We start from the raw sequence: 22,798 nt of genomic DNA on the forward strand, positions 1-22,798 counted from the left end.
CTGTTGTGTAACCGAGAGCGTGTCGATATTCTGTTAAAAAGAGTGGTTTACTATTTTTATTGATTAGGGGGACAATGTCATTCAGATGTTTGAATATTTAGAGCTCGCCGAGGTTCATTACCGTTGAGTAACGTGCCTTTTAGATACGTATTCACCGTTACAATTGTTTCGTCCTTAACTGGCGTGTTGCACGTCTATTTTGGGGCGAACCCATTAACCGCTTATGTGGCATGAACGGGTGTGGTAAAATTAGCTTTGATTTACACACCTTTAAAACATTACTTTATTATCACTATTTTAGCCAGGCCTTTATCAGAAGTCATACCGCCAATGATAGACCGTCGCTACCGATTATTTTGTGGGTGAAGCATAAGTATTAGGTTGTTTGTTATCCTTATGGCAAATTCCATATATTGATAATATTTGCGTTAATTTATCGACATGATTGAACAAAAAGAGGGTATCACTTGCTGCCTGAAAATCTAGCGGCAGCAGCGGCTAGATTTTTATAAAGTTTGTGATCTGAATGTGCTAGAAGCCACGTTTTTTATTTTGAATTTTAATTTATAACCAAAGTAAGTAATAGACTGGGTGTTGATGGGTGTTGGGCAAGTGTTTGATTATGAGAATTTTTAAATAATAGAAGGTTATGAAAATTGACTATATGATGTAAGCGGTTTTCTGTTTCCTCACGTAGTCAACACAACTTATCATCAGGTACTCGATTTAAATATGTTTAACAAAACTAACTTGCAAGACGTTTTGAGCAAAAAAACTTGGGAAAAAGGGGCGAGGCTTTACCATTTGAGCCATGTGATCAGTGCCGCTCTGGATAAGCAGGTATTGAGAGGGTCAGTTATAAGTGAATCTGAACGAAGTAAAACTTATTTAACACGTTTTGAATATGATGAAAGTAAAAATCGGGCTAAGTCATATTGTAATTGTTACCTGAAGTCCGATTGTAAACATGCCGCTGCTTTGGCTCACTATTACCTTGAAAATATGCATGTAAATTCGGCATCCAACAACGTCATACAAGCATGGCTGAATACATTTTCAACAGAAGAGCCTCTGGTTTTTCAGCAAAAAAAAGCGATTTTGTATTTTCTTAATCAAAATAGTGTTGCGCCTAATGATTATTTACAGTTGGGAGTCAAAAGCTCTAGTTTGAAGAAAAATGGGGCTTGGAGTCGAACCCTGATTTACGAAAACTTAGACAGCTATCTCATAAAACAGCCTTATCTAGATGATCAAGATGTGCAAATTATTAGCTCTGTGATCAGAAATCAGCATCATTCTAATGATATTAAGCTGCATAAGGCATTGCATCTGTTGGTGAGTACTGGCCGATGCTTCTGGGGAGATGGGGCGGACTTAAAACATGCTATTTCTCTAGGAGCGCCTCTAAAAGCAAACTGGCAGTGGCAAACACGCAGTACAGTGCACAAGTTAGACTTGGTATTAGATAAAAGTAATGCTGATGTTAGATTGATAAAGTCACAGCCTATTAGTTATTACAATATCAAAACCAATATGTTGGGTCTGGTTGAAACTGATTTAAATAGTGAGTTTGATGGGCAGTTTCTTGACAGCCCTACTTTTTCTGAAGAAAAGATGCCCTGGGTGTTGAGTAAGTTAGATATGTCTTTGGGGGATATTGCGAGAAAGTTGCCTAAACCAAAGCTTAAAAAAGAGTTTAGCCTAGCAAGGCCAGTGCCTCATATTCGCCTAGCTACGCCAAATATAAATCAAGCTTATTATACTCAACTGTCATTATGGTTTGCTTATAATGGCCAGCGTGTAAGCCCTTTAAATAATAAACACCAATTATCTTCTCAAAAGGGTGATGAAAGCATTTATCGTGATTTTGCTTTTGAAAAAATGATCATGGAGTCCCTTAAAACATGGAATTTCATGCCTCAATTGCAATCTGCTTCCAATCATAAAGGCTTTGAGAGTGGTTATATGATGGTGTTACAAGGACGAAACCTTAATTTATCATTTTTACATAATCAGCTACCACAATTGAAAAAGCAGGGGTGGCAAATAGAGTATGATGATAGTTTTCATTATCAAGAATTAGATACGGATAGTGTATTTGATGCCAATGTAATACAAAAAGAAGGTCATGATTTTTTCTCCATAGGCTTGAATTTAAACATAGATGGACAAAGTGTGGCTGCTTTTCCTATATTACTCAGTGCTCTAGAGCAACTACCTAAAGATATGCTGGTGAATGATCAAACTTATTTCGACAGTGATGAAAAGGTGTTTGTTGAACTCTCTGAAGGAAAATTCATTGCGTTGTCATATCAGAGTATTCAGCCTTTACTGAAACAATTTGTTGAATTATTTATACCCGGGTCTTTGCAAGACGATGGCACCATTCGCTTATCACGCTTTCAAAGTCATCAAACCCTCAGTGAATTGGATAATCAAGGGATCCTCACTAAAGGTGCAAATAAATTGCGTCTTCTTGCAGAAAAGCTACGAAATTTTAACGCGATCCAGTCTGCCCCTATCCCCAAGCTATTATTGGCTGAATTGCGTGAATATCAGCATCAAGGATTGAATTGGTTACAGTTTTTACGAGAATATGGACTCAATGGTATTTTGGCCGACGACATGGGACTAGGAAAAACGATACAAGCACTTAGCCACTTATTACTCGAGAAAGAACAAGGTCGGCTGACTGGGCCTAGTTTAATTATTGCGCCCACCAGTGTGCTATTTAATTGGGCCAAAGAAATAGAAAAGTTTACGCCTAGCTTGTCTTATATCGTCATAAATGGTGCTAAGCGGCAAGAGAATTTTGAGCTACTGAAGCAATACGATATCGTGATCACCAGTTATCCTTTAGTGTTAAAAGACAGTGAAGTGCATCAGCACCACGTTTATTATTATTTGATTTTAGACGAAGCTCATTATATCAAAAATCCAAAAACCAAGCTTTACCAAACGATGTTGACACTCAAGGCTGAGCATAAGTTATGTTTAACTGGCACGCCCATGGAAAATCATTTAGGTGAGTTTTGGGCACAATTTAACTTTTTATTACCAGGCTTTTTAGCAGGTTATCAACAATTTACTCGTCTGTTTAAAACACCGATTGAAAAGCACAATGACCATGAACGTAAGAGCATGCTTAACCAACGTATCAAGCCATTTATATTACGTCGAACCAAAGAACTTATTGCCAAAGAATTACCTAAAAAAACCACCATTATACAATCTCTTAAAATTGATGGTAAACAGGCTGAGTTATATGAGTCTGTGCGTTTGACCATGGATTCTCGTCTAAAAGAAATCATCGCCGCAAAAGGTCTGCAACGCAGCCAAATAGAAATTCTAGATGCGTTACTAAAATTGCGTCAAGTTTGTAATCATCCACAGTTGTTATCATTGCCCAGCGCAAAAATTGTGCATCAATCCGCTAAGTTAGAATTTTTGATGGAAACTTTGCCAGAAATGGTTGAAGAAGGAAGAAAGGTTCTTATTTTTTCTCAGTTCACCAGCATGTTAGCTTTGATAGAGACAGAGCTAGTCTCCAGCAAGATACCCTATGTCAAACTCACAGGTAGCAGTAGAGATCGCCAAGCAATAGTTGAGCAATTTGAGTCTGGAAAAGTACCTGTATTTTTAATTAGCTTAAGAGCCGGTGGCGTAGGTTTGAATTTAACTGCCGCCGACACTGTGATCCATTTTGATCCTTGGTGGAATCCTGCAGTGGAAAATCAAGCTACAGATCGAGCTTACCGTATTGGTCAAGACAAACCTGTATTTGTCTATAAATTAATTATTGAAAACTCTATCGAAGAAAAAATTCTACAAATCCAAAATAAAAAAGCGGAGTTGGCTAATGCCTTATTATCAGAGGAAGTCAGCCAAGGTAACCTAAGTTTAACAGATGATATTTTAGGCACATTATTGGCTCCTCTGTCCTAAGTGGGTATGGATATTTGAAACGCTATATTAATCAGTGATGTTGCATAAATAAGGTGCGACGTTTACCCTAAAAATCTCCAAATCCATGACGCCCAAAAGAGGTTTTATGTTGAGTCGCATCAGTTTGATATCTTTATTAGGATTAATGTGTTGCTTCGTCCCTAAATTTGCACACGCCGTTGATAACCCTTTTCCTGTGCCTGCACATTTAAAAACGATAAAACCTCAAGCAATACAAAAAGTGTTGGTTCCAAGTAAAAAGCTATTGTCGGTTCAAAAACGTGGAACCAATTATCGCTTTGCACTTAAGTTAAACCAAGCGTCTATAGATATTGGCATCGATGAGGTGACTTATAATAAACGTGATACACGCTCATTTTCGTCGTCATTTAAAACTAATGATAAAGATTGGACGCTCACTTATACACAAGGCAGTAATAGCGGTTTTGGGGAATTATTCGGTAACGGTCAACATGTGTTGATTGAACAGCGCGGCGAACAAGTATTTGCTGTCGATCTCGGTTTATCTGGACTAACGCCGGGGATTTATGAAAATGATGTTGTTGGTGAACTGAAGGATTTTAGTGGGCTAAAGGCTCCCTCATCCTATGCAAAAAACCTTCATGAAGTCGCTGCAAATGATGTGGTTGTGGTAGACCTGATGCTTTTATTCACCCAGAACATTGTTGACACATTCCCCGATGATATGGCCCAAACGTTAATGGAACACCTGGTTTTTAAAGCTAATCAGACGTTTTTTGATAGTCGTATTGATATGCGTTTGCGTCTGGTACATACCCAATTTGTCAATTATACCAACCCTTCAAGCATAGTTGCTCTCAATCAATTGCGTGATGCTTTAGATGATGATCCCAATACCACGATAGATCCATCCCTTGCCAGTGTTGCTTCCCTCAGAGATTCATTCGGTGCAGATGTGGTTTCTATGATCCGTACTCACGATTTGAACGAACGGGAAGTGTGTGGCATTGCAATGTTCCCAAACCCTATTGTGGACTATTTGGTAAACGTAAGTAATGTGGGTATAAGCGGGGGGTCCAATTGTATTGATACGTTTACTCACGAAATTGGTCATAATTTTGGGGCGGGTCATCAGCGCGTCAATGGTAATTCACAAGGTGCTGAGTCTGCGGCTGGAGCATTAATTGTACCAGGCAAATTTAATACGATGATGAGTTCAATTGGCACTGGTGATATTAATCGTGATTTCGGGCTAGCCATTTTTTCAAATCCAGAGGTAACCTGTGCCTCGGTATCTTGTGGTGACGCAATACGGGCAAATAATAGCGCAACGATTAACCATTTTTCACACGCCAATGCAGCGCTCCGTGATGCAATAAGTGAAACAGAATTACCATCATTTTTACCAAGTGTAACCGATCGCGACGGAGATGCGGTGTTTGATGACAGCGACGCATTTCCATTTGACTCAACTGAATTTTTAGACTCAGACTTAGATGGCGTGGGTGACAATCAAGATGCCTTTCCAAACGACTTCAACGAACAACAAGACACCGACCTTGATGGTATTGGAAATAATGCTGATGAGGATGATGATAACGACGGCACCGATGATTTTGCTGATGCTTTACCTATTGAACCCTTAGAAACGATAGATGCTGATGCTGATTGGGTAGGCGAAAATTCAGATGATTTAGACAATGATTTTCAAGAGATAAAAGATAACGACCAAGACGGTATAGGTGATCGAAACGATCTTGATGATGACAATGACGGTGTGCCTGATTATTTTTTACCCATTAAGCTAAGCGAAACTGAGGCTTGGGTAGTGAGTGCAGGAAGCGACAATGTTCTGCGGTATGACAGTCAAACTGGCACATTTATAGCTAGCTTATTGGAAGTGCCGACAGGCGGTTTTTCTTTTCGCTCGGATGCAATATTATCGCATGCGCAACAATTATTTTTTATTGCTTTTAGTGATGTACTGGCATTTGATCGGCAAACCAATACCATCAGACCAGTGATTGATCGTAGTTTTCTCAGTACCAATTTCCCTGCACATTTAGCTTTTCAGGATAACAGCACACTACTTGTTAACAATGGGTTAGGCACAAGCCACATTGAGTCTTTTAGTTTGTTGGCGTCGGGTAATCAGCGGGGAGACTCAACCAGTGACGATCGGGTTTGGCGGGATTTTGTTGTCAATGGTAATAGACTTATCACTGCTGAAAGAAGCACAAATAGACTGTTATCTTTTAATTTAAATAATTTAACGGCAGCGCCACAAATATTGAGTACCCAAGGCCTTGATAAACCCGAACACCTTGCTGTAGACAGCAACGCTAATATATATGTGACTAATGCGGGTAGTAAAGATCTTAGCCAATTTGATAGCAATGGTAATTTTTTAGGACGTTTTATTACTGCTGGTAGCGGAGGATTAGGCCAACCTGGTTGTTTAACTATTGGCCCTGAAGGCGATATCTACATATGCAGTACCGATACTGATCAAGTGCTAAAGTATGATGGCGTGTCAGGAGCCTTCTTAGATGTATTTGTAGAAACTGCTGCAGGTGGCCTTAATGAACCTGTTAGCTTAGTATTTGCTGGGTTACCACAAGACGAATTTAGATTAGATGGACAACATGACTCAGATGGCGACTTAGTCAATAATATTGACGACGCCTTCCCTTTAGATGCATCTGAAAGTGCAGATTTCGACAACGACGGTACGGGTAATAATACTGACACAGACGACGATAATGACAGTCTACCTGACGCCTATGAAACCGCTAACAATTTGAATCCACTAGATGGAAGTGATGCACAGCAAGACGCTGATAACGATGGTAGCAGCAATATAGCTGAGTTCGAAGCTGGCTCAGATCCGAATGACCCCAACTCCAAACCAGTAACGCCAGAGGTAATGAAGGGGGGAGGCAGTATCGGGTTTTTATGGATATTTTTGGGTTTAACTCTAGTGATAATACGACGCATAATCAATACTATTTCGAGTGAACGAATGGCATATTCATGTGTATTTCACGAGTCTTTCTAATTAAGCAAGGACTCGTTCATTTTAATAATGCGGTTAATGTTTTAAGTGGGTCCACATTAACCCTATACCCATAGTGTTTTTATGTACCACCAACCCACAGCGACTCGCGTGATAACTTAGATTAGGATTGTTTTTAAATTTAATCGTTAAGTGCTTGCTGTTGCCTATTTTATTTTGGCAATTTTTGATGAAAATGCCACCACTACACAAATTATCGGTTTCAAAATTGCCATATTTTGTGTTGCCATTCCATAGTTCGACAATTTCATGTACCGATTGTCTACTTTCATATCGATGTTCCACAGGAGCTCCTTTTTCAATTTTTACGGTTTAGCAAAAGAGATTTATTTGCTATGACTTCGCGGTTAACCGCAATCTGAATTCTAGTCTACTTTTGAAAAAATTCATGTGTTGTGTTTATTTCCCACGCCTATAGCAGTCCCTGTGTCAACATTACACAGTGCTGAAAAATCAAGTCCGGTTTTGTTTTTGACCTCCAGTGATATGGCGTCACAAAATCATGATTATCCTCTGATACACAGCAACGCTTTATTAGGCTAACTAAGTTGAGAGAAAGGTACTTTGCGCTTTTCTTGGTTTACTTCGCTAGAAACAGCCCTCTAGCACATTCGAAATGCACGGATGGAAATCAATCCGGTACCCTTTGTCAATATGCTTAATTACGATATCGCGTTTAAGGTGACTTTAATTGAGTGTTTCAGTTAGTGTGGAGTGAGTGTTAGTTTCGCCCAATTTAAATGACAGCAGCTTGGTTGTGCAGGGTTGTGATAGGGACTATGAAAAAATGAGATGATCCTCTTTGTGTTGTCATAAAAGTCTAACACCCAAACACTTTGCCATTCCTCCTATACATCAATGGTATGTATAGGAGGAACCGCTTTAGTATGCGCTCGCGTTCTTTAGTTATATAGGTGAACTATTCATCGAGCAGGCGAAGTGGATGTTTGCCATCAACCATTCCCATAAAAGGGGGATAAATTGAATAGCCAACCAGAGAGCGTAATTCTGGTGATAATGAACGGACAATATCTTTGTCTAACTCTAACAAGTAGTTTTCTTGCTGGCGCATAAATGCTTCACAATATTGATGGGTCACAGCAAGTCTTGGTTTTGAAGATTGATTTTTACCTCCTCCATGCCAAGTTGTTCCAAGGAAAAATATAGCAGAGCCTGCTGGCATTACTGCTTTTATCATTTTTTCAGTGGTTGGAATTTGCTGTCCATCCCATTCTTGGCTTTTAGGAACTATAATTGTCGCGCCGTTTTCTTCAGTAAAATCATCTATGGCCCAAATACTGGCAGCACCTAAGGGGGGCCTCGGTCTAGGGATTTGATAAAACGAATCATCGTAATGAAATGCCTGTTGGCTCTCACCGGGTAGGATATTGATGACCTGACTTTGACTCAGCAGGTAGTTAGGCCTAAACAACAGATCCATTAGCCCTAGTATCCTAGGATGGTCTGCTAACCGATCACTACACCTTGTCTTTCCTAAAACATTGTATATTCTTTGGGTTTTTTCACCCTCAAAATTATTTCTGCCTGTGTGGCTCATTAAAGGCATACACTGGTTTTTGATGTGAGCGCACTGATTGGGTGTAATTAGGTTTTCAATAATCACATAACCCTCAGACATTAAGGTTCTAAAGTCTTGGTTGATGAGCTCAGATTGACGTTCTGGTGATGGCTGCAACTGTTTGAAAGTTCTCGCAAGATCCTTTCCCGTATAGTCTTTAATTGCCCCTTCTATTTTCATGATCTAAGTCTCCAACTGTCAGTTAGTAAATGCCCTTAGTACTATCCTACCTCTACTTGCTCATCGTTGCCGCCTAATTCGAACATTGATCCTTACCCACTGAGAGGTTTTATTCCATCTATCGCGGAAATTTTTTATTTACTGTCAGGGTGCCACTGAAGCTACCATTATTTTTCAACACCATAAAAGACCTTTAAGGCTTTCTTATATTCAGCTAACGTTGGCAGCTCCATTTGAGCTCTTAGTTGATCCACGCTGTCTTCATTTTCAATTTGGAAAAATACTAGCTTGCCGTCTATAAGATCCGCTTGTGTACCAAATACCTGATTTTTACCTTGAGCGATGGACACTTGATCGGTAAATATCGCGACTGCTTCCCCATCAATACCCTGTTTATCGATGTAAGACTGAATAATCAGTGGCAACATATCTTGCTGAAAACGTAAATTTTTTGAATGGCTCACTAACGTAAAGGCGGCTTTTACCCCTTCTTCTGTGACTTGCGCTTTAGTTACCCAACCTTGTAGCTGGACGATTTCATGAAGGGTTTGAGTGTGTAATTGGGTAATGTCAGCAGCCATATTTTTTAGTATTGCAGTGGCGTCACTGTTTTGCATTGCTTGGATTTGTTGGCTTTGCTGAGCCATGTTGAGTAGTTGCTTTTGCAATACGGGCTTGGTTTGTGCGCTAGCAGTAAAAGAAAGTGTGGGTAAAAGTGTTAACAGTACAAGTATATAGCGCATTATGTAGACACTCCTTGGCGAAACACTGAAAGGTTGGCTGTTGTGGTATCTAACCCATAGGCGGTGAAACTGCCTTGCGTCCTCAAAACCGAAACATCTTGCCACATATTTTATTGTTAAGTGCAATGCTAAACGCCTTTCGTAGAGATAGGTATTACTATTAATGCCTGTTCGCTGCAATGTACATTTTTAGCCAGCAATGTCTGGTTAATGAATAAAATGCTAACAGGAATAGGTGAAACCCTTATGCGGGTCAAAAACGACCCCGTCATTTTTGAAATTTAAGCGGAGATAATATGGGAAGTTGTGATATTGAGATTGTAGGATACTCGATACACCTCCCCCCATCTGTTAATCCATCGGGTATCGCTGCTTTAAGCCATTATAAACGCTGTCACTATAATCCTTTAGGCTAATATCAAGAGTGTTTAACACATCAACTAAATGTTCATTATCTTCACGACCATTCCAGATTTTATGGTATGTGCCATCCTTATAACCATGGTCTTGGCGGAAGAAATTCAGGACATTTTTACCCACGTATTGGCGATAAAGCTCGTTTGAGTCCATTTCGGCCTGCTCAACTATTTTTAGAAACAACGGCACATCAAAACGTTTGGCGGCGCATAAGCCGGCCATTAATTCTAAGTTATCTAGTATGTCCTGTTCGGTAAACACATATTCTTTGCCATCAAAAGTGACTTGGCTGCGGTTGGACGCTAGTTGTTCAGCGATAGTGTTGGCGGACTTTTGAATGTCACCCGAAAAACCAATAATGATGTCTGACAAGGCAAAGTGCCATATATCAACCAGTTCCATCTGTAATTGAGGCAAATCTTTTTGCTGAGCTTTCCACCATTTCCATCCATGGTGCTCTATGCCTTCTACTGATTCAATCATGGCAGCGCGTAAATAAGCGTAACCGGCGTTGAGCCAATCTGGGTTAACCTTTTTGTTCATGGCGTCTTGCAGCGATAACATAGTGGCAAGTTGAGTTGAGTTGAGCATAGTGGTGGCTGTCCTTTATTTTTTGGTGTTATTTTCATTACAACGTTGGAATGTTTGAATAACGCTGACACGTTGTTCTTCAATTTTTTCTTTAATAGCTTTACCTTGATAACCTTCGGCGATTATGGCTTTGATATCAACTTTTGCCGCCGCCTCATAAGCTTGCCAAATATACTCGGCGTTTTTGTATTCGCTGTTTTCAAAGGTGGTTCTGCCTCTGGCATCCGCTTTGCAGCTCAGTAAAAAGTCGGCAAATCTTTGTGGTTTGCGCCACACGTCGCAGCGATTCAACATACCAAGTATGGTGGTGGCCTCTAATTCGAAGGCTTGATGAATATGAGTGTGGAATTCACTGACCATTAAACCGAGTTCGCGGCAATCATTAGGTGCTTTTAAACGATCACAGAGTGTATTAATTGCTTCCAGCCCTGTTTTTTCATGACCGATATGTGATGGCCAAGTTTTGGTGGGTGTGAGTCCTTTACCTAAATCATGCACCAATCCTGCAAAACGTACATGCAGCTTGTCTGATAGTCTGACTGCTTGTTGCAACACCATCATGGTATGAATGCCGGTGTCAATTTCAGGATGCCGTCTGGGTGAGTTTGGGATCCCCCACAAGACATCTAACTCAGGAAACCAGGCGGCTAGTGCTCCACAGTTTCTTAGATTTTCAAAATATATTTCTGGATGTGTTTCCATCAGGCTGCGTGCTGTTTCTTGCCAAACACGCTCTGCGCTTAGGGTGGTGAGTTCACCGTTGGCGACGATTGTTTGCATCAAAGTGAGTGTTTCTGGTGCGATACAAAACCCTAAGTTGTAATAACGGGCTGCAAATCGGGCAACACGTAAAACACGTAAGGGATCTTCAACAAAGGCTGCAGACACATGGCGTAAGAGTTTGTGTTTAAGATCCTGCTGACCGTTGTAGGGGTCGATGATCTTACCTTGGTTATCCATCGCCATCGCGTTGATGGTCAGGTCGCGGCGTAATAAATCTTCTTCTAGGGTGACACCGCTTGAGGCATCACAACTAAAACCGGTATAACCTGCGCCTACTTTACGTTCAATGCGAGCAAGGGCATATTCTTCTTTGGTATTGGGATGCAAGAATACCGGAAAGTCGGCGCCAATTGCTTGATAACCTTGGGCCAACATTTGCCTAGGGGTGCTGCCCACCACTACCCAATCCCGGTCCTTGATAGGGCGGCCTAGCAACTTGTCGCGCACGGCGCCACCGACTAAATACGTTTGCATAAAATCTCAGCATCTTTCATAGAACCTAGCATCTGGGATTGGATACGCGTGGAGGCGCAGGAAAACATTATGGGATCAAAACATGAATTGCGATAAATGGTTGTTTCACTTATAAAATTGATAACGTAGAGCCCGCGATTTTTAACCAACCTCAATGTCTGTAGCGCCTTCATCTGTGAGGTGAAATACAAATTAACGTTTATTTTTAGATAGATTAAAATGTTAAATATCACTTTTAGCGGTCAACGGCAGATTACAGGAAATACTAGTATGCCTTAGACCTACGCTATGAAGAAGTCACATAGGCATAAAATTACTCTAAAATAGCAACTGTCTCTTTGACAATATCTAGTTAACTGGTTAGTTTAGACATCATATTCATGCTGTATTTTTCACGGACTTCTCTGCCTAAATTATGTATCTCAGCTATTTTGGATTATCTGATAATCCGTTTTCCATTGCGCCTAATCCCGAGTATTTGTATATGAGCCCTCGTCATAAAGAGGCTTTGGCTCACTTAACCTTTGGTTTGCGTGAAAGTGGTGGGTTTGTGATGCTAACTGGTGAGGTTGGCACAGGAAAAACAACGGTATCGCGCAAGTTGATGCAACAATTACCTGAAAACACCCAAGTGGCGATGATTTTGAACCCTACATTATCTGCATTAGAGCTGCTCGGTACCATTTGTAATGAGCTTGGCATTGAGTACAAACGTAAACATGCCAGCCTTAAATATTTTACCGATCAAATTCTCGATAAGTTAGCTAATAATCATGAGTTTGGTGTTAACACAGTCCTGATTGTTGATGAAGCGCAGCATTTATTACCTGAAGTATTAGAACAACTCAGGTTATTAACCAATCTAGAAACTAACCGTGAAAAGTTGCTTAAGGTGGTATTGATTGGTCAACCTGAATTGCAGCAATTGTTAAAACGGAATGAGTTGCGTCAATTAGCGCAGCGTATCACCGCTCGTTATCATCTTTTGCCTTTAAGCTCTTCTGAAGTAGCTGCTTATATTGGACATAGGTTAGGTGTGGCTAATGGTGATATCAGTGTGTTTTCTAAAGCTACTATTCGTGCTGCATTTGATATGACGGGTGGTATTCCAAGAGTGATCAATTTGTTATGTGATAGAGCCTTAACTTTAACTTTTACGAAACAAATGTCCGTTGTGTCACAGCATATTTTTATTGCCGCAGCACAGCAGATTTTAGGGGATGATGTGGTAAAACAGCGCCAAGGCAAACGCTGGACTTATACCCTGCTAGGACTTTTTGTAACGGCGGCGGCCATTGGCTTTGTTATAGGCCAGTTTAATGCTTAGGCAACTTGATATTCATGATCTAAAACCAGGCATGGTGATTGTGAGGATCACAGAGCAAAACGGGCCTGTCAAAATCAAGAAGTCAGGTTTAGTCACCAGTCAAGATATGGTGCAAGGCTTGATTGAAATGGGTATTCAACAAGTACAAATAGATCCAGACCAAACCGTTGAACTCAACGCAGAAGTAGCCGTGCCAAACATTAAAAAATCAGCGACCCTTAGAATGCTTGAAAACAACAAGGTCACTCATACCCAAATCGATGATGGATTATCAGAACAATTTCATCGCAGTTTGTTTTTACCTTCTGCACAAGATATTCCATCGGCTTGGCAGTTTTATATTAAGCGTTATGTGTTAGCGGCATTTATTACGCTCGGTGGTTTGAGCTTAGGCTGGAGTTTAGCTAATTTTCAGGGAATATTGACCTTACTGAGCCTTCAGATTGAACAGCCAACAACGATAGCTTCTGAACCCGTTCAAGCGGCCGTTGCCTCAGCACCTGAGCAGCTGGATAATAAAAGCGAACAATCAGTTAAGGTTGATAACCCTCGAGATGTCAACAGTATTGGCATTGCAAATGCGCCAATGCAACAAGTCTCTGGAACAGATGATGTTGCGAATAATTCTGAGCTAAATGATGTTGTACGAACAATCACTCAAGTACCCGAGCCGCAAATTTCTGCTGATGTACTAGCGAGGTTCAGAAAAGCCATCACCGAAGTGGCAGACTCCCCGGTGACTCTGCCGCCTGTTCAAAGTATATCTAGCATCGATGACGTGCCCAGAATTGATCAGTTACCAGCATGGGTAATGAATCGATTACCCAGTATGGCTTTTTCGGCTCATATGTATGCATCTATTGAGTCTGAAAGGTGGGTCAGAGTAAACGGCACGAGGATGGGGGAAGGCGATAAAATTGATGGCATGATTGAAATTGTCGGTATCGAGCCTCAGCATGTTATCTTAAATTATTCTGGGCAAATGTTTTCTATGGCTGCTCTGACTGATTGGTAAATAATCTTAACTTGCCTTTGTAGAAAGCAAACTTCCAGACGGTGATGAGTTAACAAGTTTGATAAAGTTGTCATTTATTAAGCTTAACCTGGATATTGCAATGAATTTTCCACCATAAAGTCGAGCGTAAAATGAACGCCAGATGGTAAATTTATGGCTGCAATTTGTTTTGTTTTTTCATCATTATGACTGTGGCGCTTTTTATCAGTATTGCTGATAGCGGGACAGTCGAGTCAGCTATTAATAACATTCAACCTAACAATATTTATGCGTTAAAAATAACGCTTCCTATGCCAGAAAAAGGTGACAAATAGATGCAATCAGTAGAACCTGTTTCTAGTAAGACTAAGCCCCAGAAGCCTAAACTGATTATTGTGATGGGTGTCAGTGGCTGCGGTAAATCCACTGTAGGCAAACAGCTTGCTGATGAACTAGACTACGAGTTTATTGAAGCAGATGATTTTCATTCAGTTGCAGCTAAACAACACATGGCCAATGGCATTCCTTTAACCGATAGCATGCGTGAGCCTTGGTTAGAACGTTTAACTCAACACTTAGCTAAAGGAAAGTTAGTCGATTCGGTCTTGGCTTACTCAGGTTTGCGACGGCTGCATCGCCAGTTATTTAGAGAGCTAGGTTTTAATACCTTGTTTATTCACCTGACTGCTGAGATGGACACTATCAGTCACAGAATGTCGCAAAGAGAAGGACATTTTATGCCGGAGTCTATGTTGGTCAGTCAATTTAGCGCTATGGAGTTACCTAAAGCTGAGCCTGACATGATTAGCTTGGATGTCAGTGCCGATTTACAGCATATCTGCAAAAGTGCACTGGCGGCAGTTGCTTTAATGTGATGTGTTAATCACTAGTCATTATGACTCTCGGTTACTTGGTTATTCTTAACAAATCCAACCTTTTGCCTTTGCGCTGTTAGCCAGCCAAACTAGAAATAGCGCAATAATCAACACCATCATTGGCATGATAGTGTCGCCTGGCCCGTATACATCGGATGCATCAACGGTGATAAATGAATAATATATCTGCACTAAAATGCCAAGCAATGAGATGATTAGAATGGGTAAGGCGATGGCTTTTTTAAATGCTAAAGCGACACAGCCCAGTACACCTCCCGTTACTGCACATCCAAATGCTATATTCACCCAAAGAGGGATGTCTTGAATATCTGCTCTTTTTCTGGCAGTGCTAAGACTTGCTCGACTGTCATAGTGATTTGCATCATAAAAGCTATCATGCCCATTAGATTCCATATGGCAATTGTAATAGCGAGTATTACAAACCACCTTGGTGTAATGGTGTTAACGTTATTCATATCACCCATCCATTGAGCTTATTTTTTTATTCTACATATCCTAGATACATTTGAATAATGTTCAAAAAAAACAGCTCAAGTAGAGCCATTTTTTGTTGTGGGTTAAAACATTAAGCCCTCTGCCATTCAGGCAAATTATTCTCAAACTCAGTAATTTTATCGTTTAGCTCTAGAGTTTGACCAATAGCATCCAACCCTTTTAATAAGTTGGTTTTATGCTGTTCGGCAATATCAAAGGTAAAACTTAGTTCACCCACACTGACGTTTTGCTGTTCCAAGTGTACCGTGATTTGCGCAGAGGCATCACTTATAACCAGATCAAAAAGTTGATCCATTTGACTGTTAGTAAGTTGTACCGGTAACAATTGGTTATTGATGCAGTTACCGTAAAAGATGTCGGCAAAACTGGTCCCAATGACTACTTTAAAGCCATAATCGTCAAGTGACCAAGGCGCATGTTCGCGGCTCGAGCCACAACCAAAATTTTCGCGCGTCAGTAAAACGCTGGCTCCTTGGTATTCAGGCTTGTTCAACACAAAGTCTGGGTTGGGCACTTGTTCATGTTGATCAAGGTAACGCCAGTCGTGGAACAAGTGTTTGCCATAACCACTTTTTGTGACGGCGGTTAAAAATTGTTTTGGGATAATTTGATCGGTATCGACATTGGCCTGATTAAGGGGCATTGCGCTACCAGTGTGGATATTAATTCCTGTTGTCATAATGAATTCCTTAAGGCCTATTGATAGTCGCGTACATCGGCGAAGTGACCAGCTAATGCTGCCGCTGCCGCCATAGCAGGACTCACTAAATGCGTTCGAGCCCCGCGGCCTTGACGACCTTCGAAGTTACGGTTGCTGGTGGAGGCACAGCGGTCGCCTTGTTTTAGGATGTCGTCATTCATGCCTAAGCACATTGAACAACCGGGTAAACGCCATTCAAAACCTGCTTCGATAAATATTTTATCTAGTTGTTCTGCTTCAGCTTGTGCTTTGACTGATACCGAACCCGGTACCACAATAGCAGTCACCCCTGCTGCTACTTTGCCCTGTTTGGCAATCGCCGCAGCGGCACGCATATCCTCAATACGGCCATTGGTACATGAGCCAATAAACACGTTATTAACGCTTAACTCAGATAATGTTTGACCAGGCGCTAAGTCCATATATTTAAGGGCTTTGTTGGCGGAGTCTTTATCAATGGGATCTGAAAAATCGCTAGGAGCGGGTACAGGCTGATTGACTCCTATGACTTGCCCTGGGTTAGTGCCCCAAGTCACTTGTGGGGTAATATCGGTTGCATCAAGTTCAATTACCGTGTCAAAGCTCGCACCTGCGTCAGATACTAACGTACTCCAGTAGGCGACCGCTTGATCCCAGTGTTGTCCTTTGGGTGCGTATTCACGTCCCTCAAGGTAGTCAAAGGTGGTTTGATCTGGCGCGATTAAACCGGCTTTTGCACCCGCTTCAATACTCATGTTGCATACCGTCATACGCTCTTCCATAGAAAGCGCAGAGATAGCTTCACCGCAATACTCAATGACATGTCCAGTGGCGCCAGCATGACCAATTTTACCAATGATAGCTAAGATAATATCCTTGGCAGTAATGCCAATAGGTAAACTACCGTTCACTTGTACTTTCATGCTTTTGGCTTTGCTTTGTTTTAATGTTTGGGTAGCAAATACATGTTCGACTTGTGAGGTACCGATACCGAATGCTAACGCGCCAAATGCGCCATGAGTCGCGGTGTGAGAATCTCCACAAACCACTGTCATGCCGGGCTGAATTAGGCCTAACTCTGGGCCCATTACATGCACAATACCTTGTTTTTGATGACCTACAGGGAAAAGCTCGATGCCGTGCTTTTTGCAATTATCAGCTAAGGTTTGTAGTTGTAATTTATTCGTTGGGCCACAGGCATCTAGGGCTAATGAGCGAGTTGATATACTGTGATCCATAGTGGCAAATATACGCTGAGGACAACGTACCTTGCGGCCTTTTTCGTCTAGACCAGCAAAGGCTTGAGGCGAAGTGACTTCGTGGATCAAATGTCGGTCTATATACATTAATCCCTCTTCACCGGTTTCAGCGTTTTTCTGCGCATCTACAATATGCGCTTGCCATATTTTGTCATATAAGGTGGTAGCCATGACTATTTCCTAAATCTGTTAAATTAACGCGGCGATATAGTCGCCCACTTCACTGGTGCTTTTAGCTAAATGACGCTGCTCAGGGCTAAGTAAATCACCTGTTAGTATGCTATCACCCAAGGTTTTCACTACGGCTGCATCAATCGCATCGGCCGCGGCTGTTTCGTTTAAGCTGAAACGCAATAACATCGATGCTGAGAGTATTTGTGCGATAGGGTTAGCAATGCCTTGACCTGCGATATCCGGTGCTGAACCGCCAGCCGGTTCATACATACCAAAGTTATCTTGGTTGATACTGGCGGAGGGTAGTAGACCCATTGAGCCGGTGATCATCGCACATTCGTCAGAAATAATGTCACCAAACAAATTAGAACATAACATCACGTCAAACTGACTTGGGTAACGAATAAGTTGCATTGTCGCATTGTCGATATAGATGTGTTCAAGTGCTACCTCTGGGTAGTCTACAGCCACTTCTTCAACGACTTCTCGCCACAAGCGGCTACACACTAGAACATTCGCTTTGTCTACTGAAGTGACTTTTTTGCCACGTTTCTGGGCTGCTTCAAAGGCACTGATAGCAATACGGCGAATTTCTCTTTTGCTGTAACGCATCGTGTCATAAGCAAATTGCTCTTCACCTTCGCCTTCAAGTCCTTTGGGTTGTCCGAAGTAAATGCCGCTTGTGAGTTCGCGTACGACTAATACATCAAAACCGCTGGCGGCAATATCCGCTCGAAGAGGAGAAAATGCTTCCAGACCTTGATAAATCTTGGCCGGACGTAAATTACTGAATAAATCAAAATGCCCACGTAATGCTAAAAGAGCGGCACGTTCTGGGCGTTCTTCTAAGGGCAAGTTATCCCATTTAGGACCCCCAATAGAGCCAAATAAGATAGCATTAGAGTCTTCGCAACCTTGTAAAGTGGCAGCGGGGAGTGCCTTGCCATGATTGTCGATGGCCAAACCACCTACATCGAAGTCGTTCAATTGAAACGTAATATTAAATTCTTTGCTAACGGCTGCTAATACTTTTTTAGCTTCGACCATGACCTCTGGGCCAATTCCGTCGCCTGCCAATACCGCTATGTTGTAGTCAGACATTTTGTTTTATACCCCTGCAATTTTTACTTGTTGTTCTTTCTGCAAATCAATCCGATCCGCTAAATGTGTGTTATTCAATACGTAAATTAACGCTTTTACGCCTGATTCCACTATATCTGTTGCCAAACCAATACCATTAAAACGGCGACCTTTATATTGTGCAATGACTGATACCTGAGCCAATGCATTCGCTCCTTCGCCTTTAGAATCGAGTTTGAAGTCGACAATTTCTACTTGGTTATGGCCAACAACTTTGGTAATGGCGTTATAAGCGGCATCAACAGGTCCATTACCCGTGGATGATTCGGTAATTTCTTTATCTCCTACTAACATACTTACTGTTGCGCTAGGGATGATTTCTTTTCCTGAATTAGCCTGCAGATAGGTGAGTTTGTAGTGTTCGTCTTCTTGTTTAGTTTGACTGAAAAATAATAGTGCTTCTAAGTCATAATCAAATACCTGGCCTTTTTTGTCGGCTAGTTTCACGAAAGATTCATATACCGTTTCTAAGTCAAAATCAGTTTCTTTATAACCCAACTCAAACAAGCGATGTTTAATGACATGGCGGCCAGAGCGTGAGGTTAGATTTAAGTTGTTCTTATTAATGCCAACACTTTCAGGTGTCATAATTTCGTAGGTGTTTTGGCCTTTTAATACGCCATCTTGGTGAATGCCTGAAGAGTGGCTAAAAGCATTTGCGCCGACTATCGCCTTGTTCGCCTGAACGGGCATATTGCACAAATTGCTGACCAGCTTAGACGTACGAGAAATTTCTTCACTTTTGATACTGGTTGTAAAACCGAGTTTAGCCTGACGGGTTTGCAAAATCATCGCTATTTCTTCTAATGAACAGTTACCCGCGCGCTCACCTAAACCATTGATAGTGGCTTCAACTTGCCTTGCACCTTGCTCTACTGCCGCTAAAGAGTTGGCTACAGCCAAACCTAAATCATTATGGCAATGCACCGAAATTATCGCTCTATCGATGTTGGGAACACGATTAAAGAGGTTTTGAATAATGCCACCAAACTCTGTGGGTGTGGTGTAGCCAACTGTATCAGGAATATTGACTGTGGTTGCACCTGCGTTAATAGCGGCCTCTACCATGCGACATAGATAATCTATATGTGTACGCCCCGCATCTTCACAAGAAAACTCAACATCATCAGTATAACGACGTGCATGTTTCACAGCATTGACGGCCATTTCGACCACTTCGTCCTGAGATTTACGTAATTTAGTGTTGACATGAATATCGGATGTGGCAATAAAAGTATGAATGCGGAAACTTTCTGCAACTTTTAACGACTCACCACAAGCATCAATATCCTTAGCCAGTGCTCGGGATAGACCACATACAGTGGCATTTTTTATTTCACGGGCGATGGTTTGTACTGATTTAAAATCACCAGGAGAAGAAACAGGGAAACCCGCTTCTATGATGTCTACGCCAAGTCGTTCCAGTGCCAGTGCAATTTTCAGTTTTTCTTTTACACTTAAACTAGCTGGCAACGCTTGTTCGCCGTCCCGTAAGGTGGTGTCGAAAATTTTGACATGGTTAGAAGTCACCCCGTTTGACATACCTTTCTCCTAAAAACTCTGTTTATTCGATTACACAATATAACCGTGGTTTTAATACACATACAAAAAACCCGTGCTAAGCACGGGTTTTGTAAACTGGTTAACGCTCGCTTACAACCTACCCGTGCAGTCTTGCTGCCAGCAGGTGTAAAGTAGAAAAAATAGCATTATCCATATATGAAATTCGTAACTTTATTTTTATACATTTGATATGTATTTGTATCGCGGATAGCACCTGCGCGTCAACCACCGTTTACAAGAAAACATATAATTTAAAAGTATAAAATGAAATAATATACTCATCCACTCTGACAATTGCCAACCCACCAAGATTGAAAGGCATCTCTCCTACTTCAAACCTGCATGCTGGAAAGGTAAGTTAACGAAATGTCTTCCAATTTATCGATAGGGACAACAATAATTCACGCAAAGAAAGTGCCCTTTGTTGACCTTTGCCTTTGTGATCCCAACTATGACCACAACATGCAGCGGTTAAAATGGCTTTTGTGGGTTTGAGCAACCTTAGGCGGAGTATATCGGTTTGCTTGTAATTATCTTTGGTGTGTTCTCTATCAATGTCGAACCAGCCAAATTTATTGGCATGTATGCGTTTGCTGCTCAGCTCTACTCTGTCTATTGAGTCGAGCTCAATATGTTCACTGCCTAGGTGTTTAACGTGAATGGCAATACTACAACCAATCTGGATATTGTTAGAAAACCATTGTTGAGTTTTCTGCGAAACATAATTGTTAGCCATGCATTTAGCGGCTTGTTTAGCTTGCCAACTTGCATTGTGTATATCCACTTGTAACGGGGACTGGTGTTGCAATAGGCTGTAAGCTGCGCGTTTCACATGATGTCTAAGCCCAGCAATTTTACGTTGTAACAGGCTAATATTACTGATTTTTTGTTGGGATAAACTGGCGAGTTCTCGTTCATATAAGGCATTACATAACTCAGCATAATGCAGCTGACTTTGGTCGTCAGAAAAAATGTCTACCTGTTGTGAATTGGAAATATGCATATTTAATTATGAGTGAAGTTCTAATCGATTTTTAATACAAAGAGCTAATGAAAGTACTTATATTAAAATGGCCAGCGTTTGCTGACCATTTTATACTCACTATTACTAAATTTGCACTGAATTTGCAGTTTTATTCTCTGCAACTTCAAATAACTATCAATTATCGTTCAGTTACCTATTGAGAAACAGATTACTGACCTTTAATTTCTTTACGGCCGTTATAACTGACGCTTTCGCCTAACTCTTGTTCAATACGTAACAGTTGGTTGTACTTCGCTACGCGATCTGAACGACACAGTGAGCCCGTTTTGATTTGTCCCGCTGCGGTACCCACTGCTAAATCAGCAATGGTCGCGTCTTCAGTTTCACCACTGCGGTGAGAAATAACAACCGTGAAACCAGCAGCTTGCGCCATGCGAATGGCTTCAAGAGTTTCGGTCAATGTACCAATCTGATTAAATTTGATTAAGATTGAGTTGCCGATACCGTTGTCGATACCACGTTTTAGAATTTTGGTGTTGGTGACAAACAAGTCATCTCCCACTAATTGTATCTTATCGCCAATTTTTTTGGTTAAACTTGCCCAGCCATCCCAGTCACTTTCGTCTAGGCCATCTTCGATAGAGATGATAGGGTATTTTCTAGAAAGGTCAGCTAGGAAATCACCAAAACCTTCAGAATCAAATACTTTGCCTTCGCCTTTTAGATCGTACTTACCATCAACGTAGAATTCTGATGCGGCACAGTCCATCGCTAAGGTCACGTCTTTGTCCATCACATAACCGGCTTTTTCAACCGCTTCAATGATCACAGTTAAAGCTTCTTCGTTAGAGCCGAGGTCAGGTGCAAAACCACCTTCGTCACCTACAGCTGTATTCAGGCCTTTTTCATTCAATACTTTTTTCAGAGAATGGAAAATTTCAGCACCAGTACGCAACGCTTCTTTAAAGCTTTTAGCGCCCACTGGCTGCACCATAAACTCTTGAATATCCACATTATTATCGGCATGTTCACCACCATTGATGATGTTCATCATAGGCACAGGCATGCTGTATACGCCAGGTGTGCCGTTTAATTCAGAGATATGTTGATACAACGGAATGTTTTTATGGATAGCGGCGGCTTTAGCGGCTGCCAGTGATACAGCTAGGATGGCATTGGCACCAAATTTTTCTTTATTTTCAGTACCGTCTAAATCAATCATGATTTTATCAATAGAGGCTTGGTCAACTGCGTCTTTGCCTAAAAGGGCTGCTTGAATATCGTTGTTGATGGCAGCAACGGCTTTTAAAACCCCTTTACCTAAATAACGGTTTTTGTCACCATCACGTAATTCTAAGGCTTCACGTGAACCCGTTGAAGCACCTGAAGGTGCAGCAGCTCTACCCATAGCACCAGAGTCTAAATATACATCAGCTTCTACTGTTGGATTACCACGTGAGTCCATGATTTCACGCGCGATGATCTTGTTGATCTTTGACATAATTCTTGCCTTTTA

Annotated in this window: 17 protein-coding genes; 5 read left to right on the plus strand and 12 right to left on the minus strand. The window is 41.3% G+C overall.

Translation table 11 applies throughout. The features are described from left to right. The first annotated feature begins 732 nt into the window (after positions 1-732). Positions 733-3,945 (plus strand): DEAD/DEAH box helicase, encoded by a 3,213-nt coding sequence (locus tag Q0Y52_RS10105; protein ID WP_297821161.1) that lies wholly within the window; start codon positions 733-735, stop codon positions 3,943-3,945. 106 nt (positions 3,946-4,051) lie between these two features. Beyond that, positions 4,052-6,985 (plus strand): reprolysin-like metallopeptidase, encoded by a 2,934-nt coding sequence (locus Q0Y52_RS10110; protein WP_297821163.1) that lies wholly within the window; start codon positions 4,052-4,054, stop codon positions 6,983-6,985. 33 nt (positions 6,986-7,018) lie between these two features. On the opposite strand, the gene Q0Y52_RS10115 is transcribed toward Q0Y52_RS10110, so the two are convergent. From Q0Y52_RS10115 to Q0Y52_RS10135, 5 genes are all read right to left on the minus strand, one after another. Continuing rightward, complete coding sequence (locus Q0Y52_RS10115; RefSeq protein WP_297821165.1) at positions 7,019-7,288, minus strand: hypothetical protein; 270 nt, start codon at positions 7,286-7,288, stop codon at positions 7,019-7,021. A gap of 634 nt (positions 7,289-7,922) precedes the next feature. Next, positions 7,923-8,762: a phytanoyl-CoA dioxygenase family protein gene (locus Q0Y52_RS10120; protein ID WP_297821167.1), complete on the minus strand. Its 840-nt coding sequence runs from the start codon at positions 8,760-8,762 to the stop codon at positions 7,923-7,925. 167 nt (positions 8,763-8,929) lie between these two features. Further along, positions 8,930-9,505: a DUF6624 domain-containing protein gene (locus Q0Y52_RS10125; RefSeq protein ID WP_297821169.1), complete on the minus strand. Its 576-nt coding sequence runs from the start codon at positions 9,503-9,505 to the stop codon at positions 8,930-8,932. A gap of 351 nt (positions 9,506-9,856) precedes the next feature. Continuing rightward, on the minus strand, positions 9,857-10,513 hold the full coding sequence (locus tag Q0Y52_RS10130; RefSeq protein WP_297821170.1) for a dUTP diphosphatase: 657 nt from the start codon (positions 10,511-10,513) through the stop codon (positions 9,857-9,859). A gap of 15 nt (positions 10,514-10,528) precedes the next feature. Beyond that, positions 10,529-11,770 carry a multifunctional CCA addition/repair protein gene (locus Q0Y52_RS10135; RefSeq protein WP_297821172.1) on the minus strand — a complete coding sequence of 414 codons (1,242 nt, stop codon included), beginning with the start codon at positions 11,768-11,770 and terminating at the stop codon, positions 10,529-10,531. A gap of 415 nt (positions 11,771-12,185) precedes the next feature. On the opposite strand from Q0Y52_RS10135, the gene Q0Y52_RS10140 reads away from it, so the two are divergent. From Q0Y52_RS10140 to Q0Y52_RS10150, 3 genes are all read left to right on the plus strand, one after another. Then, complete coding sequence (locus tag Q0Y52_RS10140; RefSeq protein WP_297821174.1) at positions 12,186-13,097, plus strand: AAA family ATPase; 912 nt, start codon at positions 12,186-12,188, stop codon at positions 13,095-13,097. Then, positions 13,090-14,112, plus strand: a complete 1,023-nt coding sequence (locus tag Q0Y52_RS10145) for a general secretion pathway protein GspB (RefSeq protein WP_297821177.1) — start codon at positions 13,090-13,092, stop codon at positions 14,110-14,112. The genes Q0Y52_RS10140 and Q0Y52_RS10145 overlap by 8 nt, the downstream gene beginning before the upstream one ends. Positions 14,113-14,426: 314 nt before the next feature. Next, a complete protein-coding gene (locus tag Q0Y52_RS10150) occupies positions 14,427-14,966 on the plus strand; it encodes a gluconokinase (protein WP_297821179.1) in 540 nt (179 codons plus the stop codon). Positions 14,967-15,011: 45 nt separating this feature from the next. On the opposite strand, the gene Q0Y52_RS10155 is transcribed toward Q0Y52_RS10150, so the two are convergent. The 7 genes from Q0Y52_RS10155 to eno all read right to left on the minus strand — a co-directional run bounded on the left by Q0Y52_RS10155 (position 15,012) and on the right by eno (position 22,783). Further along, positions 15,012-15,380 (minus strand): hypothetical protein, encoded by a 369-nt coding sequence (locus Q0Y52_RS10155; RefSeq protein WP_297821181.1) that lies wholly within the window; start codon positions 15,378-15,380, stop codon positions 15,012-15,014. 172 nt (positions 15,381-15,552) lie between these two features. Further along, positions 15,553-16,161, minus strand: a complete 609-nt coding sequence (gene leuD, locus Q0Y52_RS10160) for a 3-isopropylmalate dehydratase small subunit (RefSeq protein ID WP_297821183.1) — start codon at positions 16,159-16,161, stop codon at positions 15,553-15,555. Between the two features lie 17 nt (positions 16,162-16,178). Continuing rightward, on the minus strand, positions 16,179-17,591 hold the full coding sequence (gene leuC, locus Q0Y52_RS10165; RefSeq protein WP_297821185.1) for a 3-isopropylmalate dehydratase large subunit: 1,413 nt from the start codon (positions 17,589-17,591) through the stop codon (positions 16,179-16,181). 18 nt (positions 17,592-17,609) lie between these two features. Beyond that, positions 17,610-18,695, minus strand: a complete 1,086-nt coding sequence (gene leuB, locus Q0Y52_RS10170) for a 3-isopropylmalate dehydrogenase (protein ID WP_297821187.1) — start codon at positions 18,693-18,695, stop codon at positions 17,610-17,612. Between the two features lie 6 nt (positions 18,696-18,701). Beyond that, positions 18,702-20,276: a 2-isopropylmalate synthase gene (gene leuA, locus Q0Y52_RS10175; protein WP_297821188.1), complete on the minus strand. Its 1,575-nt coding sequence runs from the start codon at positions 20,274-20,276 to the stop codon at positions 18,702-18,704. Between the two features lie 379 nt (positions 20,277-20,655). Continuing rightward, complete coding sequence (locus Q0Y52_RS10180; protein WP_297821190.1) at positions 20,656-21,300, minus strand: hypothetical protein; 645 nt, start codon at positions 21,298-21,300, stop codon at positions 20,656-20,658. A gap of 190 nt (positions 21,301-21,490) precedes the next feature. After that, positions 21,491-22,783, minus strand: coding sequence for a phosphopyruvate hydratase (gene eno, locus Q0Y52_RS10185; protein WP_297821192.1), 1,293 nt, complete (start codon positions 22,781-22,783; stop codon positions 21,491-21,493). Positions 22,784-22,798: the final 15 nt, after the last annotated feature.

It is taken from the genome of uncultured Paraglaciecola sp., assembly GCF_943787955.1.
Lineage (GTDB): Bacteria > Pseudomonadota > Gammaproteobacteria > Enterobacterales > Alteromonadaceae > Paraglaciecola.

Bases quoted from the DNA above. Each gene is read 5' to 3' on its own strand.
- leuD (WP_297821183.1), bottom strand. From the start codon at position 16,161: ATGACAACAGGAATTAATATCCACACTGGTAGCGCAATGCCCCTTAAT.
- Q0Y52_RS10110 (WP_297821163.1), top strand. From the start codon at position 4,052: ATGTTGAGTCGCATCAGTTTGATATCTTTATTAGGATTAATGTGTTGC.
- leuB (WP_297821187.1), bottom strand. From the start codon at position 18,695: ATGTCTGACTACAACATAGCGGTATTGGCAGGCGACGGAATTGGCCCA.
- Q0Y52_RS10135 (WP_297821172.1), bottom strand. From the start codon at position 11,770: ATGCAAACGTATTTAGTCGGTGGCGCCGTGCGCGACAAGTTGCTAGGC.
- Q0Y52_RS10145 (WP_297821177.1), top strand. From the start codon at position 13,090: ATGCTTAGGCAACTTGATATTCATGATCTAAAACCAGGCATGGTGATT.
- Q0Y52_RS10130 (WP_297821170.1), bottom strand. From the start codon at position 10,513: ATGCTCAACTCAACTCAACTTGCCACTATGTTATCGCTGCAAGACGCC.
- Q0Y52_RS10140 (WP_297821174.1), top strand. From the start codon at position 12,186: ATGTATCTCAGCTATTTTGGATTATCTGATAATCCGTTTTCCATTGCG.
- Q0Y52_RS10150 (WP_297821179.1), top strand. From the start codon at position 14,427: ATGCAATCAGTAGAACCTGTTTCTAGTAAGACTAAGCCCCAGAAGCCT.
- eno (WP_297821192.1), bottom strand. From the start codon at position 22,783: ATGTCAAAGATCAACAAGATCATCGCGCGTGAAATCATGGACTCACGT.
- leuC (WP_297821185.1), bottom strand. From the start codon at position 17,591: ATGGCTACCACCTTATATGACAAAATATGGCAAGCGCATATTGTAGAT.
- Q0Y52_RS10120 (WP_297821167.1), bottom strand. From the start codon at position 8,762: ATGAAAATAGAAGGGGCAATTAAAGACTATACGGGAAAGGATCTTGCG.
- leuA (WP_297821188.1), bottom strand. From the start codon at position 20,276: ATGTCAAACGGGGTGACTTCTAACCATGTCAAAATTTTCGACACCACC.
- Q0Y52_RS10180 (WP_297821190.1), bottom strand. From the start codon at position 21,300: ATGCATATTTCCAATTCACAACAGGTAGACATTTTTTCTGACGACCAA.
- Q0Y52_RS10155 (WP_297821181.1), bottom strand. From the start codon at position 15,380: ATGGAATCTAATGGGCATGATAGCTTTTATGATGCAAATCACTATGAC.
- Q0Y52_RS10105 (WP_297821161.1), top strand. From the start codon at position 733: ATGTTTAACAAAACTAACTTGCAAGACGTTTTGAGCAAAAAAACTTGG.
- Q0Y52_RS10125 (WP_297821169.1), bottom strand. From the start codon at position 9,505: ATGCGCTATATACTTGTACTGTTAACACTTTTACCCACACTTTCTTTT.